Source organism: Zeimonas sediminis (genome assembly GCF_023721795.1).
Classification (GTDB): domain Bacteria; phylum Pseudomonadota; class Gammaproteobacteria; order Burkholderiales; family Burkholderiaceae_E; genus Zeimonas; species Zeimonas sediminis.
On record NZ_JAMQYE010000002.1, the window covers coordinates 270,970 to 285,248 of the forward strand.

Sequence of the window (14,279 nt, forward strand, 5' to 3'; positions counted from 1 at the left end):
CGCTCAGGCCTCCTCGCCCAGCCTGCGCGCCGCGACCTGCCTGGCGAAGCCGGCGATCCCCTGCGGGAACAGCAGCACCAGCAGCAGGATGATCGCGCCCAGCATCGCGCGCCAGTAGTCGGTGTTGCGTGCGACCGTGTCGTGCAGCCAGGTGAAGGTGACCGCGCCCACGACCGGTCCGACCAGGGTCTGCAGGCCGCCCAGCAGCACCATGACCAGCCCGTCGATCGAGCGCGCCACGTGCAGCGTTTCGGGCGAGATGCTGCCCTTCGAGAACGCGAACAGCGCGCCGGCCACCCCGGCGAACAGGCCGGCGATCACGAAGGCGGCCCACTGCACGCGCTTGACGTCGATGCCGATCGCGTCGGCCCGGGTCGGCGAGTCGCGGCCCGCGCGCATCGCGTAGCCGAAGGGCGAGAACAGCATCCGGCGCAGCAGCAGCACGCCCGCCGCCACGAAGGCCAGCGTCAGGTAGTAGTAGTTGACCTTGTCCGACAGCCACTCCGAGGGCCAGACCCCGGTCAGCCCGTTGCTGCCGCCGGTGAAGTCGTCCCACTGGTAGACGATCGCCCACGCGATCTGCGCGAAGGCCAGTGTCAGCATCGCTAGGTAGACGCCCGAGAGCCGGACGCTGAACCAGCCGAAGATCACCGCGCCGATCGCCGCGACCAGCGGCGCGAGCAGCAGCGTGAGCTCCATCGGCACCCCCAGCGCGCGCACGAGCAGCGCCGCGCCGTAGGCGCCCAGCCCGAAGTAGGCCGCGTGGCCGAACGAGTGCAGGCCGGCCGGCCCCATGATGAAGTGCAGGCTGGTCGCGAACAGCGCCGCGATCAGCAGGTCGATCGCCAGCACGGTCAGGTAGGGCGAGGCCTTCGTCAGCAGCGGGAACACCACCAGCCCGGCCAGCACCGCGAGGCTCGCGTACAGGAAGGGCCGGGTGGCCGCGCGAAGCGGCGGCTCGACCGCGCCCGCGTGCCGGCTCGCCCCCTGCGGGCGCCCGAGCAGTCCCCATGGCCGCCAGACCAGCACGACCGCCATCACCAGGAACTCCACGACGAGCGTGAGCTTGGAGAACGACACCTCGAAGCCGAACACGTCGACGACGCCGAGCCAGATGCAGATCGCCTTGAGCTCGGCGATCAGCAGCGCGGCCACGTAGGCGCCGGGGATCGAGCCCATGCCGCCCACCACGACCACCACGAAGGCCGCGCCGATCGTGTGCAGGTCCATCTCCAGGTTGGCCGGCTCCCGCGGCAGCTGCAGCGCGCCGCCGAGGCCCGCGAGCATCGCGCCGAGCGCGAACACCGCGGTGAACAGCCAGGCCTGGTTGACGCCGAGCGCGCCGACCATCTCGCGATCTTGCGTGGCGGCGCGCACCAGCGTCCCCCATCGGGTCCTGGTGAGCAGCAGCCAGAGCAGGCCGAGCACCACCGGCCCGACCACGATCAGGAACAGGTCGTACTCCGGAAACTGGCGGCCGAGGATCGTGACCGATCCGGCCAGCCCCGGCGCGCGCGGCCCGAGCAACTCTTCCGGGCCCCACAGCCAAAGCACCGCGTCCTTGACCACCAGCACCAGCGCGAAGGTGGCGAGCAGCTGGAACAGCTCGGGCGCACGGTAGATCCTGCGCAGGAGCAGGATCTCGACGAGCGCGCCGAGCAGGCCCACCGCCAGCGCGGCCAGCAGCAGCGCCGGCCAGAACCCGATGCCGGCGCCCATCCGCTCGACCAGCGACCAGGCGATGTAGACGCCGACCATGTAGAACGAGCCGTGCGCGAAGTTGACGATCCGGGTGACGCCGAAGATCAGCGACAACCCGGCCGCCACCAGGAACAGCGAAGACGCGCCGGCCAGCCCGTTCAGCAACTGGACGATGAAGCCCGAGAAGCTCATCAGTCGGCCGGACGCAGCTTCTTGACGACCTCGTCGGACGGCAGCACCTTGGTGCCGTCGACGTAGCGGTAGTCGACCATCACGCCCTTGCCGCCCTCGTTCTTCGTGCGGCCCACGTAGCCGCCCATCGTGGACTGGTGGTCCTGCGGGCGGTAGGTGATCCGTCCGAAGGGCGTGTCGACCTCGAGCCCGCGGAAGGCGGCGATCATCTTCTCGGTGTCGGCGGAACCGGCCTTCTTCAGGCCCGCGGCCAGCGACATGATCGAGCTGTAGCCGACCACCGTGCCCAGGCGCGGATAGTCGTTGAACTTCTTCTGATAGGCCGCGAGGAAGGCCTTGTGCTCGGGCGTGTCGATCCCGTACCACGGATAGCCGGTGACCAGCCAGCCGTTGGGCGATTCGTCCTTCAGCGGATCGAGGTACTCGGGCTCGCCGGTCAGCAGGCTGACCACCTCGCGGTCCTTGAACAGGCCACGGGTGTTGCCCTCGCGAACGAACTTCGCCAGGTCGGCGCCGAACAGCACGTTGAAGATGCCGTCGGGCTTCGCGTCGGCCAGCGCCTGCACGACGCTGCCCGCGTCGACCTTGCCCAGCGGCGGCGCCTGCTCGGTCACGAACTCGATGTCGGGCTGCGCCTCCTTCATCAGCTGCTTGAAGGTGGCGGCCGCAGACTGGCCGTACTCGTAGTTCGGATAGACCAGCGCCCAGCGCTTCTTCTTCATCGCCACCGCGTCGGGCACCAGCATCGCGACCTGCATGTACGTCGACGGGCGCAGCCGGAAGGTGTAGCGGTTGCCGTTCTGCCAGGTGATCTTGTCGGTGAGCGGCTCGGCGGCAAGGAAGAACACCTTCTTCTGCTTGGCGAAGTCGGTGATCGCCAGGCCGATGTGCGACAGGAAGGTCCCGGTGAGCAGGTCGACGCGCTCGCGCGAGACCAGCTCCTCGGCGGCGCGGACCGCGTCGCCCGGGTTCGCGTTGTCGTCGCGGATCACCAGCTCGATCTTCTTGCCGTTCACGCCGCCGGCCGCGTTGACCTGCTCGACGGCGAGCTCCATGCCCTTGCGGTAGGGCTCGAGGAAGGCGGGCTGCGCCTTGTAGCTGTTGACCTCGCCGATCTTGATGACGCCCTGCGCGCTCGCCGGGGCGGCGAGCGTGGCGGCCAGCGCGGCGATGCCGGCCGCGAGGATTCGTTTCGTGTGCATCGTCCTGCTCTCCCTGGATGAAATCGGATCAGACAACTTCAGCGCAACCCGTCGGTGCCCTGGATTTCGCCGACCTGCAGGCCGCCGATTCGCGGCAGCGGCCGGCCGCCGTCGGTGACCGCGACGGCCACGACGATCTCGTTGGCGCGCGGCGCGTCGCCCACCCGCGCCTCGATCGCGTCGAAGTGGCTGCGCACGTAGGCGGCGTCCTTGTGGCCGAGCGGCACGTCGATCGCGGTGCCCATGCCGCCGCGCTTCTTGGCGGACGGCACCAGCGCCGCCCCCTTCTCGACCGCCTTGCGCAGCGGCGCGCCCAGCTTCGGGTGCAGGATCGCCGCGGCGTGCTCGAGCTCGCCGGCCTCGCCGACGATCGCCGCCTTGCCGTAACTGTGCGCCCGGCCCGGCTCGATGCCCAGCGCCTTCACGCACTTCTCGCCGAGCAGCCCGCCGAGCTCCTCGCCGATCGCGATCAGCTCGTCGAGGTTCTCGACGTAGCGCCCGGCGCAAGGGTTCTCGATCACGGCGATCGCCACGGCGCGCCGGATCGGCGGCTCGATCGCCTTGCCCATCTCGACGCGGGTCTCGTCGACCTGCACGACGAGCTTCCTGATCCTTGCCGACATCTTCGGTTTCTCCTCGTCTGCTGCGTTCAGCGCTGGCCGTCCCAGCGCGAGATCTCGGACGCCTTCAGCCCGCCGACCCGCGCGTGCACGCGGGCCCCGGTGCTCATCACCAGCACCAGCGCGAGCTCGTCGGGCAGCGGCGCGCCCGGAACGCGGACCTCGAACGCGTCGAAGTGGCTTCGCACGTAGGCCGCGTTGATGTGGGTGAGCGGCACGTCCAGCGTGGCGCCCGGCGGGCCGACCTTCTTGGTCGAGGGCACGATCGCCAGCGCGTTGCCGGGCTGGCCGCCCTCGGCGGCGCCCTGACCCTGGGCATACGCGGCGGCGTTACCCTTCCAGCCGAGCAGCTCGCGCATCGCGTAGCCGCCGGGCACGTGCCAGAGCGCGCCGTGCTCGAGCTCGCCGTCGGCGCCCACGATCGCGCCCTTTCCGTAGCTTTCGATGCGCTCGACCGGTTCGTCCATCGCCGCCAGCAACCGGTGCGCCATCTGCACGCCGACAGGCTGCAGCGCGTCCATCATCGGCAGGATGTCGGGCTCGTAGCGCCCCGAGTACGGGTTGCGCAGCACCGCGACGATCGCGCCACGCCGCTGGGGCCGCTCCGGCGGCGGCCCGAACTCGTGGAAGATGTCCTCGACCTGCGTGAAGACCCGACGAATCTCGATCATTCCCGAATCACTCCTCGCTGTTCCCGCACCCGTCGCTCCTGGTGGCCACCGTTCAGGCGAAGCCCGGAGCGGCCGCCGCCGCGCCGGCCCGGGACCGCACGGGCGGTGCAGACTGCCCGGCCGCCGTGTCGACCCGCCCTCCGGCCACCGCACCGGACGCCGCCGCGTCGGGCCTGGCGCCGGGCTCGCCGACGACGGCCGCCTGTCCCTGGCAGACCAGCACGGCCGCCCGCAACAATCCGCGTCCGTGCAAGTCCCGTGCCCGCCGCACGCCCGCGTGCAGCGCATGCGCCACCGCAGTCCGTCCGAGCGTCGGCACGTCGACCACGACGAGCCGGTCGCCGAGATCGGTATCGTCGCGCAATTCGCTGGCCGCGCGGCGAACGATGCGCGGATCGTCGACATCGACCGCGTTGGCCACCATCGTGGCCGCGGCGTCCGCCTGCGCGGCGGTTCCGGCGAGCACGGTGACGCTGTCGGCGATGCCCAGCGAGAAGCTGCGACCGCGCCAACCGCTGGTGGCGATGCCGCGCACCGGCATCGCGGCGCCGATCTCGAATCGGCCGTCGAGCCCGAGCGGTGCGCCGCGGCCGGGCACGATGCCCGAAAGCGGGGCGAGGCGCGCCAGGTCGGCGAACAGGCCGACTCTGGCCGAGTTGCCCTCGGCCAGGTGCAGCGCGATGTCCCCGCCGTTGTTGACCCAGGCGCGAGCGATGCCGGGGCGGCGGTACGAGGCGACGATCTCGTCGGCGACCGCGCCGGCGACCGCCGCCATCGCGGTTATGAACTCGTCTGCGAAGGGCAGGCAGGCGGCCCACATCTGCCGGGCGACCGGCCCGCGAAGCGGACAGCGCGAACCGGCCTGCCCGTCTTCGATCGCGGCCGGCAACAACGGCGCGCGCAGCGCCGGCAACTCGCCGACCAGCTCCTGCAGCACCGTGGCGAAGCGCGCCCACGCGGCCTCGTGGGCGGCCCGCACGGCGGCCGGCTCGCCGTCGGCGCCGATCACCAGGTCGATCGGGCCGTGCGAGAAGTGCCAGCGGTTTCCGGAAAGCGGCGCGCGCTGCGCGGTCATCGGTCGGTCCTCAGCCGAGCATCGGCGCATGGCCGATCGGCCAGGGGTTGGCCGGGTCGGCGGCCAGCCAGCGGCGCGCGACCGGCGCGCCCTCGTCGTGCCAGGCGCCGCTGCGCAGCGCCTGCCCGAGCGTGCGCACCTCTTCGACGTGGCCGCCGAGCGCGGCGAAGTCGTCGGCCCGCATCGTGAACTCGATCGGGGCGACGATCGCGGGCGTCGGCACGGTGCCGAAGGCGTTCTCGGGCATGCGCATCACGTCGACCATCACCGTGATGCCGCCGCCCGGCCACACGTAGGCCGGCGCGCCGCCGCATGTGACGTTGACCAGGCTCTGCTTGATCGAGCGGGTGAGCAGCACCGGGTTCTCGGTGACGCCGGCGCGCAGGCTGCCGCCCGCGCCGCCGAGGAACAGCACCGAGGTGAGCGAGGGTTCGCAGTTCTCGCCGATCCGCTCGACGATCCGCCGCACCGCCTCGGGCATCTCGGCCTCGCGCGGCGCCAGCGCCTCGTCGAGCTCGTACCAGGCGGCGTGCTCGCCGGTGGTCGACACCATCAGCACGCGCTGGCCCGGCCAGGCCAGCTTCGGGTCCCAGCCTTCGACGATCGACAGCGGGTCGGCGATGTCGGTGCCTCCCCAGCCGGTGCCGGGATTGGCGACCTGGAAGTAGCGGCCCGGCGTGGACTTCCGGCCGCGGATCCTCAGGCCCGAAGGCCTCATGTCGAGGCAACGGCCGGCCTGGTGCTCGGTCAGCACGCCGGTGATGTGGTCGTCGACGACGACGACCTCGTCGACCCGACCGTAGAACTGCTTGGCGAAGATGCCGATGGTGGCCGAGCCGCAGCCGACGCGCATCCGCTGCTCCTCGACGCCGTTGACCACCGGCGGCCTGCCGGCCTGCACCAGCAGCTGCGCGCCGCCGTCGATCGTGAGCTCGACCGGCTGGCGGTTGCCCAGCGCCTGCATCATCTCGACGGTGACGCGGCCTTCCTTCTTGCTGCCGCCGGTCAGGTGATGCACGCCCCCGAGGGACAGCATCTGCGAGCCGTACTCGGCGGTGGTGACATGGCCGACCACCTCGCCGCGGCAACGCACGTTCGCCTGCTCGGGGCCGAGGTAGCGGTCGGTGTCGATCTTCACCTTCAGGCTGCAGTAGCTGAAGATCCCCTCGGTGACCACCGTGACCATGTCGACGCCGTCGGCCTGCGAGGCCACGATGAAGGGCGCCGGCTTGTAGTCGGGGTAGGTGGTCGACGAGCCGATGCCGGTCACGAAGACCTCGTTGGCGCGCAGCAGGTCGCCGTCCCAGTCGGCGACCCCGGCTTCGGCGCCGGCGGGGTCGAGCCCGCTCGCATCGCCGTCCGCCCCGGCGGCTTCGGCAAGGCCGGCAGGCAGCGCCGGCCGGCCCGCGAACCGGACCAGCTTCGCGCCCGCGTCCTCGACGGTGCGCCGGAGCATCACGACCGGATCGACGCGCACCAGCGTGCCGCCGGAGTTCGCGTAGCGGTCGCAGGCGCCGACCCTGCCCTCGCCGATCTGGCACAGCACCGGGCAGGCGTTGCACTCGATCTTGTCGGCGGCCATGCGCTCGTTGCGCGGCCTGGCCTTCTCGAGTACCTGCGGGATCGGCTCGACCTCGGGCAAGCCGTCGGTCTTCGTGTGCTCGGTCATCGCCTGCGCGCCTTCATGGCCTGGATGGGTGCCCCCGTAGCGGCCGGCTTCGTGCCGCGGCCGCCTGCCGCGGCGGCCTGCGCGCCTGTTGCGCCTGCCGCCCGGTTTTATGTAGGATTCACTTAACGTTGATGTTGTGAACGCTACATTGGCGGAAAGTTAAACACGAAAGCCGGCGCCCGCGCAACGGCTTTTTCGAACCCCCGCCCCGGGCCCCGAGAGCGACGGCCCGCGGCACCATGGAGCCGCCCGGATGGCCGCCTTCGACGAAGAACGCGTGCTCAGCGTCCACCACTGGACCGATCGCCTGTTCACCTTCACCACCACGCGCAACCAGGCGCTGCGGTTCAGGAACGGGCACTTCACGATGATCGGGCTCAGGGTCGACGGCAAGCCGCTGCTGCGCGCCTACAGCATCGTGAGCCCGAACTACGAGGACCACCTCGAGTTCCTGAGCATCAAGGTTCCCGACGGCCCGCTGACATCGCGGCTGCAGCACATCCAGCCGGGCGACTCGATCATCGTCGGCCACAAGCCCACCGGCACGCTGGTGATCGACTACCTGCTGCCCGGCAAGCGGCTGTACCTGCTGTCGACCGGCACCGGGCTGGCGCCCTTCATGAGCATCATCCGCGACCCGGACACCTACGAGAAGTTCGACACGGTGATCCTGGTGCACGGCGTGCGACAGGTCGACGAGCTCGCCTATCACGACATGCTGGTCGAGCAGCTGCCGCACCACGAGTTCATCGGCGAGATGGTGTCGAGCAAGCTGCGCTACTACCCGACGGTGACGCGCGAGCAGTACCAGAACATGGGCCGCGTCACCGAGCTGATCGAGTCGGGCAAGCTGTTCGCGGACCTCGGCGTGCCGCCGCTCGACCCGAAGGAGGACCGCGTGATGATCTGCGGCAGCCCGGCGATGCTGCGCGACCTCAAGCGCATGCTCGAGGAGCGCGGGTTCACCGAGGGCAACACTTCCACGCCCGGCGACTTCGTCATCGAGCGCGCGTTCGCCGAGCAGTAGCCGATGTCCCGGCCGGCCCGCTCCACCGCCCCGGCGGGCACCGCGCGCCCGGCCGCGTCCAGGCCGGGCGCCGCCGGCCCGAGGAAGCGCGCCGCGCCCGGCACGGCCCGCAAGCCCGGCACGCGCGAGCTCGCCGCGCAGGCGACCCGGGAAAGCCTGCTGCGCGCCGCGATCAGGGTCTTCGCCCGGCACGGCTTCGCGGGCGGCCGGATCGAGCAGATCTCGAAGGCGGCCCGGTCGCACGACCGGATGATCTACTACTACTTCGGCAGCAAGGAAGGCCTGTTCATCGCGGTGATCGAGGAGATCTACCGTCGCTTCAACGAGGCCGAGTCCGAGCTCGCGCTCGACCTCGATCGCCCGGTCGAGGCGCTCGAGACGATCATCCGGTTCATCTGGTCCTACTACAACCGGCACCCCGAGTTCATCACGCTGCTGAACTCGGAGAACCTGCACCGCGGGCGGCACATCTCCAAGTCGCGCCGGCCGGGCGAGTACTCGTCGCCGGCGATCTCGCTGCTCGAACGGGTGCTGCGAAGCGGCGCGCAACGGGGCCGCTTCCGCGCCGAGCTGCGGGCGCGCGACGTCTACCTGCTGATCGCCTCGCTCGGCTATTTCTACCTGTCGAACCGTCACACGCTGTCGACCTTCCTCGGCGAGAACCTCGAGGCGCCCGAGGCGCTGGCCTACTGGGAGCGATTCATCATCGACTCGGTGCTGCGCGTCGTCTCGCCGTCCACCCCCCGCCCCACCGCATCGGAGACCGAACATGGCTGAAGCCGCGAGCGCCGGAAAATCCGGCAAGGTCGTCATCAGGAACATCGGCCTGCTCCTGTCCGGCGACATCGATCGCCCGATCCTCGACGCCGACACGATCGTCGTGAACGACGGCATCATCGCCGCGGTCGGACGCGAAGCCGAATGCGACACCGGCCAGCCCGACACGCTGATCGACGCGCGCGGCACCTGCGTGTGCCCGGGCCTGATCGACAGCCACGTGCACCCGGTCTTCGGCGACTGGACCCCGCGCCAGAACCAGCTCGGGTGGATCGATTCCACGATGAACGGCGGCGTGACCACGATGATCTCCGCCGGCGAGGTGCACCTGCCCGGCCGACCCAAGGACATCGTCGGGCTGAAGGCGCTGGCGATCACCGCGCAGCGGGCCTTCGACAACTTCCGGCCGGGCGGCGTGAAGGTGCTTGCCGGCGCGCCGGTCATCGAGAAGGGCATGACCGAGCAGGACTTCGCCGACCTGGCGCAGGCCGGCGTGAAGCTGCTCGGCGAGGTGGGCCTGGGATCGGTGAAGGCCGGCGACGAGGCGAAGCAGATGGTCGCCTGGGCGCGCAAGCACGGGATCCAGAGCACGATCCACACCGGCGGGCCCTCGATCCCGGGCTCCGGGCTGATCGACAAGGACGTGGTGCTGGAGGCCGACGCCGACGTGATCGGGCACATCAACGGCGGCCACACCTCGCTGCCCGAGGCGCACGTGTGCGAGCTCTGCGAGAAGTCGTCGCGGGCGATCGAGATCGTGCACAACGGCAACGAGAAGGTCGCGATCGCCGCCGCGCAGGCCGCGCTGCAGCTGAAGTGCCCCCACCGTGTGATCCTCGGCACCGACGGCCCGGCCGGCTCGGGCGTGCAGCCGCTGGGCATGCTGCGGATGATCGCGCTGCTCTCGAGCATGGCCGGCATTCCGGCCGAGCTGGTCTTCTGCTTCGCCACCGGCAACACCGCCCGGATCCGCAACCTGAACTGCGGGCTGGTCGAACCGGGCCGCGCGGCCGACTTCGTGTTCATGGACCGCGCCCAGCACACGGCCGGCCGCACGCTGCTCGAGAGCGTGCAGCTCGGCGACATCCCTGGCGTCGGCATGGTGATGATCGACGGCATCGTGCGCTGCGGGCGCAGCCGCAACACGCCCCCGGCCACCGAGGTGCCGGTCGTGGTCGGCGCGCATTGACGGCGGGAGTAAAATCCGCCCAATCCGACACAGCTCCGAGATCCCCTCCGCCATGACTCACGTCGTCCTCGATTCCTGCATCCGGTGCAAGTACACCGATTGCGTCGACGTCTGCCCGGTCGACTGCTTCCGTGAAGGGCCGAACATGCTCGTCATCGACCCCGACGAATGCATCGACTGCGCGGTCTGCATTCCCGAGTGCCCGGTCGAGGCGATCGTGGCCGAGGAAGACGTGCCCGCCGACCAGCGCCAGTTCACCGAGCTGAACGCCGAGCTGGCCAAGGTCTGGCCGAGCATCACCCGCACCAAGGATTCCCTGCCCGACGCCGACGACTGGAAGGACGTCAAGGGCAAGCTGGAGCACCTGCAGCGTTGAGTCCGGCCGGCGGGCTGTCCCTGGCCTTCGGGCTGTCCTTCGAGGACCTGTACCGCCGCGACGGCCTGCTGAGGCTCGACCGCGCCTTCCTCGACTCGCTGGCCGCGCGCGACGCGGCGCTGGCCGAACGGCTCGTCCAGGCCAGGGCCGCGCCGCCGGCTTCGGCCCGCGAACAGGCGCCGCTGCTGATCGCGCTCGCGCCCCACCTCGAAGCCTTCGTCGCCGAGCTGTTCGGCATCGCCGACGCGCTGGCCGGCCTGGTCGCGTCGCAGCAGGCGCTGGCGCCCCTGTGGCGCGTCAAGTACAAGTTCGTGAAGCGGCAGGCCCTGCTGTCGCTGACGCTCGACGACCTGGCCGGCTTCGACGCCGACGCGGCGCGCGAGCGGCTCGTCGCGGCCTTGCGCCCGGCCACTTCCGCGGCCGGCGCCGCACTCGCGCACGCGCCGATCGATTCCGACGCCCCCGCCGCCAGCGACGACCTCGACGAAGCCGGCTTCGCGCGCGCGGTGCTCGGCTGGCAGGCGCTGGCGGCCGACGACTCGGCCGGCGAGGCCGAGCGGGCCCGGGCCGAATCCCTGCTGGAAACGGCCAGGCACTACAGCGCCTGGGCCGTGCTGACCGAGGCCGGCCGGCGGCGCCACGGCAAAGGCGTGCTGTTCCGCCATCCGCGCCAGGTCGAGCCTTGGGCGCTGCCCGAGCAGACCCGCAGCGAGCTGGCCGGCGGCGCCACGGTCCACACGATCCGCCCCGAGGCGATCCGGCGCCGGGACGGCTTCGGCCTGACCGACCCCGGGCCGACGCTGGCCTCGGCGCTCGACGAGATTCATTACTGCCTGCTCTGCCACAAGCAGGGCACGGACTCCTGCTCGCACGGCCTGCCCGCTGCGGCCGGGCGGGCCGGGGCGCCCGGCGGAGCCAGCCCCGGCACGGCAGGCGCCGCCCACGACGGCAGCGGGCCCGCCGGCGTCTCGCGATTCCGCCGCTCCGCGCTCGGCACGACCCTGGCCGGCTGCCCGCTGGAAGAACGGATCTCCGAATTCCAGACGCTGAAGAAGTCCGGCCATCCGATCGCCGCGCTGGCGGCGATCGTCGTCGAGAACCCGATGGTGGCGGCGACCGGCCACCGGATCTGCAACGATTGCGTCAAGGCCTGCGTGTACCAGCAGCAGACGCCGGTGGACATCCCGCAGGCCGAGACCCGCACGCTGAACGACGTGCTCGCGCTGCCCTGGGGCTTCGAGGTCTACTCGCTGCTGACCCGCTGGAACCCGATGAACCTGGCGCGGCCCCTGCCCGCCCCCGACAGCGGGCGCAAGGTGCTGGTGGCCGGGCTGGGGCCGGCCGGCTTCACGCTGGCCCACCACCTGCTGAACGACGGCCACGGTGTCGTCGGCATCGACGGGCTGAAGATCGAGCCGCTTCCCGGGCGGCTGTCGGGCACGACGCTGGACGGCCATCGCGTGCCCTTCGAGCCGGTACGCGACGTCGCCGAACTGCGCGAGCCGCTCGAGACCCGGATCGGGGCCGGCTTCGGCGGCGTGGCCGAGTACGGCATCACCGCGCGCTGGGACAAGAACAACCTGACGATCGTCCGCCTGCTGCTCGAGCGGCGCGAGCGCTTCGCACTGTTCGGCGGGGTGCGCTTCGGCGGCACGCTGGACGCCGACGGCGCCTTCGCGCTCGGCTTCGACCACGTGGCGCTGGCGACGGGCGCCGGCCGCCCGACGGTGCTCGACATCCCGAACGGGCTGGCGCGCGGCGTGCGCACGGCCAGCGACTTCCTGATGGCGCTGCAGCTGACCGGGGCCGCGAAGGCCGACTCGCTGGCCAACCTGCAGTTGCGGCTGCCGGTCGTGGTGATCGGCGGCGGCCTGACCGCGATCGACGCCGCCACCGAGGCGCAGGCCTACTACGTCTCCCAGGTCGAGAAGTTCCTGCTGCGGCACGAATCGCTGGTCGCCCGCCAGGGGGAGGCGGCGACGCGGTCGGGCTGGACCGCCGAGGAGGCGGCGCTGGCCGACGAATTCCTGGCCCACGGCCGGACGATCCGGGCCGAGCGCGAGGCCGCCCGCCGCGAGGGCCGCGCGCCGCGCCTGGCCGAGCTGCTGGCCGGCTGGGGCGGCGTGACGATCGCCTACCGCAGGCGGCTGGTCGACAGTCCGGCCTACCGGCTCAATCACGAGGAGCTCGAGAAGGCGCTCGAGGAAGGCGTTCACTTCGCCGAGGGGCTCGAGCCGCGGCGGATCGAGGTCGACGACAGCGGCGCGGCGAGCGCGATCGTGTTCGCGCGGACCGGGGTGGACGCGGGCGCGGACGACGCCCGCGATGCCCGCGATGCCCGCGATGCCCGCGATGCCCGCGATGCCCGCGATGCCGCCGATGCCGCCGATGCCGCCGATGCCGCCGACGCAGAGCGCCTGTCCTGGCCCGCGCGCACCGTGCTGATCGCCGCCGGCACCCGGCCGAACACGGTCGCCGCGCGCGAGGCGCCGGGCCGCTTCTCGCTCGACGGCCGGCACTTCGCAGCGGTCGACGAGGAAGGCCGCCCGGTCCGGCCCGAGCACGGAAATCCGAAGCCCGAGTCGCCGCAGGTGTTGCTGGCCGGGCCCGGCGACGGCCGGATGATGTCCTTCTTCGGCGACCTGCATCCGGGCTGGTCGGGCAACGTCGTCAAGGCGATGGCCTCCGCGTTGCGCGGCCATCCGGTCGTGGACCGGGTGCTGCGGCGGCGCGCCCCGGCCGATCCGGCCGGCTTCGAGGCGTTCGCGGAGCGGATCGGCGACCTGTTGCGCGCCCGTGTCGAGCGCGTCGAGCGGCTCACGCCGACCATCGTCGAGGTCGTGGTCCGCGCGCCGCTCGCAGCCCGAAATTTCGCGCCCGGCCAGTTCTACCGGCTGCAGAACTACGAGACGCTGGCACCGGTGCTGGGCAGCGGGGCGCAGGCGACCCGGCTGGCCATGGAAGGCCTGGCGCTGACCGGCGCCTGGGTAGACCGCGAGCGCGGGCTGGTGTCGACGATCGTGCTGGAAATGGGCGGTTCGTCCAACCTCTGCGAGCGGCTGCAGCCGGGCGAGCCGGTGGTCCTGATGGGGCCGACCGGCTCGCCGACCGAGATCGCCGCCGGCGAAACCGTGGTGCTGGCGGGCGGCGGCCTCGGCAACGCGGTGCTGTTCTCGATCGGCGCGGCGTTCCGGGCCGCGGGTTCCCGGGTGCTGTATTTCGCCGGCTACCGGCGGGCGGAAGACCGCTACCGGGTCGCCGACATCGAGTCGGCGGCCGACGCGGTGGTCTGGTGCTGCGACGAGGCGCCCGGCTTCGTGCCCGGCCGGCCGCAGGACCGGGCCTTCGTCGGCAACATCGTCGAAGCGATGCAGGCGTGGGCGGACGGCCGCCTGGCGCCGGAGGCCGGCTCGCCGCGGCTCCAGGAAGCCGACCGGATCCTGGCGATCGGCTCCGACCGGATGATGGCGGCGGTCGCCGCCGCCCGCGAGGGCGCGCTGAAGCCCTTCCTGAAGCCCGGCCACCGGGGCATCGGCTCGGTCAACTCGCCGATGCAGTGCATGCTGAAGGAGATCTGCGGCCAGTGCCTCCAGCCGCAGAAGGACCCGGCCACCGGAAAGATCGAACTGGTCTTCTCCTGCTTCGAGCAGGACCAGCCGCTGGAAAGGGTCGATTTCGCCGCTCTGCAACAACGGCTGGCCCAGAACTCGCTGCAGGAAAAGCTCGCCGCGAGCTGGATCCGGGGCCTCGTGTCATACTCATGACAGTCGTGGGGGTTTG

The 14,279-nt window shown here is 71.5% G+C and carries 11 protein-coding genes; 5 read left to right on the forward strand and 6 right to left on the reverse strand.

The annotated features are described in order from the left end of the window. Positions 1 to 3: 3 nt before the first annotated feature. From M6I34_RS16685 to M6I34_RS16710, 6 genes are read right to left on the reverse strand one after another with little or no spacing between them, the layout of a single operon-like run. Entirely contained in the window at positions 4 to 1,893 is a 1,890-nt protein-coding gene (locus tag M6I34_RS16685; RefSeq protein WP_272486940.1) for an ABC transporter permease, read from the reverse strand. Continuing rightward, on the reverse strand, positions 1,893 to 3,095 hold the full coding sequence (locus M6I34_RS16690; RefSeq protein WP_272486941.1) for an ABC transporter substrate-binding protein: 1,203 nt from the start codon (positions 3,093 to 3,095) through the stop codon (positions 1,893 to 1,895). Before M6I34_RS16690 ends, M6I34_RS16685 begins: the two co-directional genes overlap by 1 nt. Before the next feature lie 38 nt (positions 3,096 to 3,133). Beyond that, on the reverse strand, positions 3,134 to 3,718 hold the full coding sequence (locus tag M6I34_RS16695) for an amino acid synthesis family protein (protein WP_272486942.1): 585 nt from the start codon (positions 3,716 to 3,718) through the stop codon (positions 3,134 to 3,136). A gap of 26 nt (positions 3,719 to 3,744) precedes the next feature. Next, positions 3,745 to 4,386 carry an amino acid synthesis family protein gene (locus M6I34_RS16700; protein WP_272486943.1) on the reverse strand — a complete coding sequence of 214 codons (642 nt, stop codon included), beginning with the start codon at positions 4,384 to 4,386 and terminating at the stop codon, positions 3,745 to 3,747. Positions 4,387 to 4,438: 52 nt separating this feature from the next. Beyond that, positions 4,439 to 5,461, reverse strand: a complete 1,023-nt coding sequence (locus M6I34_RS16705) for a UPF0280 family protein (RefSeq protein WP_272486944.1) — start codon at positions 5,459 to 5,461, stop codon at positions 4,439 to 4,441. A gap of 10 nt (positions 5,462 to 5,471) precedes the next feature. Beyond that, complete coding sequence (locus M6I34_RS16710) at positions 5,472 to 7,130, reverse strand: 6-hydroxynicotinate reductase (protein ID WP_272486945.1); 1,659 nt, start codon at positions 7,128 to 7,130, stop codon at positions 5,472 to 5,474. Between the two features lie 253 nt (positions 7,131 to 7,383). Here M6I34_RS16710 and M6I34_RS16715 point away from each other — a divergent pair, with 253 nt between their 5' ends. Genes M6I34_RS16715 through M6I34_RS16735 form a run of 5 tightly spaced genes read left to right on the forward strand, consistent with a single transcriptional unit; the run spans position 7,384 to position 14,263 of the window. After that, complete coding sequence (locus M6I34_RS16715) at positions 7,384 to 8,157, forward strand: ferredoxin--NADP reductase (RefSeq protein ID WP_272486946.1); 774 nt, start codon at positions 7,384 to 7,386, stop codon at positions 8,155 to 8,157. A gap of 3 nt (positions 8,158 to 8,160) precedes the next feature. Beyond that, a complete protein-coding gene (locus M6I34_RS16720) occupies positions 8,161 to 8,934 on the forward strand; it encodes a TetR/AcrR family transcriptional regulator (RefSeq protein ID WP_272486947.1) in 774 nt (257 codons plus the stop codon). Next, positions 8,927 to 10,123, forward strand: coding sequence for an amidohydrolase family protein (locus tag M6I34_RS16725; RefSeq protein ID WP_272486948.1), 1,197 nt, complete (start codon positions 8,927 to 8,929; stop codon positions 10,121 to 10,123). The genes M6I34_RS16720 and M6I34_RS16725 overlap by 8 nt, the downstream gene beginning before the upstream one ends. Positions 10,124 to 10,175: 52 nt before the next feature. Further along, positions 10,176 to 10,499 carry a ferredoxin FdxA gene (gene fdxA, locus M6I34_RS16730; protein WP_272486949.1) on the forward strand — a complete coding sequence of 108 codons (324 nt, stop codon included), beginning with the start codon at positions 10,176 to 10,178 and terminating at the stop codon, positions 10,497 to 10,499. Continuing rightward, positions 10,496 to 14,263, forward strand: coding sequence for an FAD-dependent oxidoreductase (locus tag M6I34_RS16735; RefSeq protein WP_272486950.1), 3,768 nt, complete (start codon positions 10,496 to 10,498; stop codon positions 14,261 to 14,263). The genes fdxA and M6I34_RS16735 overlap by 4 nt, the downstream gene beginning before the upstream one ends. The last annotated feature ends 16 nt before the right edge of the window (positions 14,264 to 14,279 follow it).

Excerpts from the sequence above, each read along its gene's own strand:
- M6I34_RS16685 (WP_272486940.1), bottom strand. The coding sequence starts at position 1,893 with ATGAGCTTCTCGGGCTTCATCGTCCAGTTGCTGAACGGGCTGGCCGGC.
- M6I34_RS16690 (WP_272486941.1), bottom strand. The coding sequence starts at position 3,095 with ATGCACACGAAACGAATCCTCGCGGCCGGCATCGCCGCGCTGGCCGCC.
- M6I34_RS16695 (WP_272486942.1), bottom strand. The coding sequence starts at position 3,718 with ATGTCGGCAAGGATCAGGAAGCTCGTCGTGCAGGTCGACGAGACCCGC.
- M6I34_RS16700 (WP_272486943.1), bottom strand. The coding sequence starts at position 4,386 with ATGATCGAGATTCGTCGGGTCTTCACGCAGGTCGAGGACATCTTCCAC.
- M6I34_RS16705 (WP_272486944.1), bottom strand. The coding sequence starts at position 5,461 with ATGACCGCGCAGCGCGCGCCGCTTTCCGGAAACCGCTGGCACTTCTCG.
- M6I34_RS16710 (WP_272486945.1), bottom strand. The coding sequence starts at position 7,130 with ATGACCGAGCACACGAAGACCGACGGCTTGCCCGAGGTCGAGCCGATC.
- M6I34_RS16715 (WP_272486946.1), top strand. The coding sequence starts at position 7,384 with ATGGCCGCCTTCGACGAAGAACGCGTGCTCAGCGTCCACCACTGGACC.
- M6I34_RS16720 (WP_272486947.1), top strand. The coding sequence starts at position 8,161 with ATGTCCCGGCCGGCCCGCTCCACCGCCCCGGCGGGCACCGCGCGCCCG.
- M6I34_RS16725 (WP_272486948.1), top strand. The coding sequence starts at position 8,927 with ATGGCTGAAGCCGCGAGCGCCGGAAAATCCGGCAAGGTCGTCATCAGG.
- fdxA (WP_272486949.1), top strand. The coding sequence starts at position 10,176 with ATGACTCACGTCGTCCTCGATTCCTGCATCCGGTGCAAGTACACCGAT.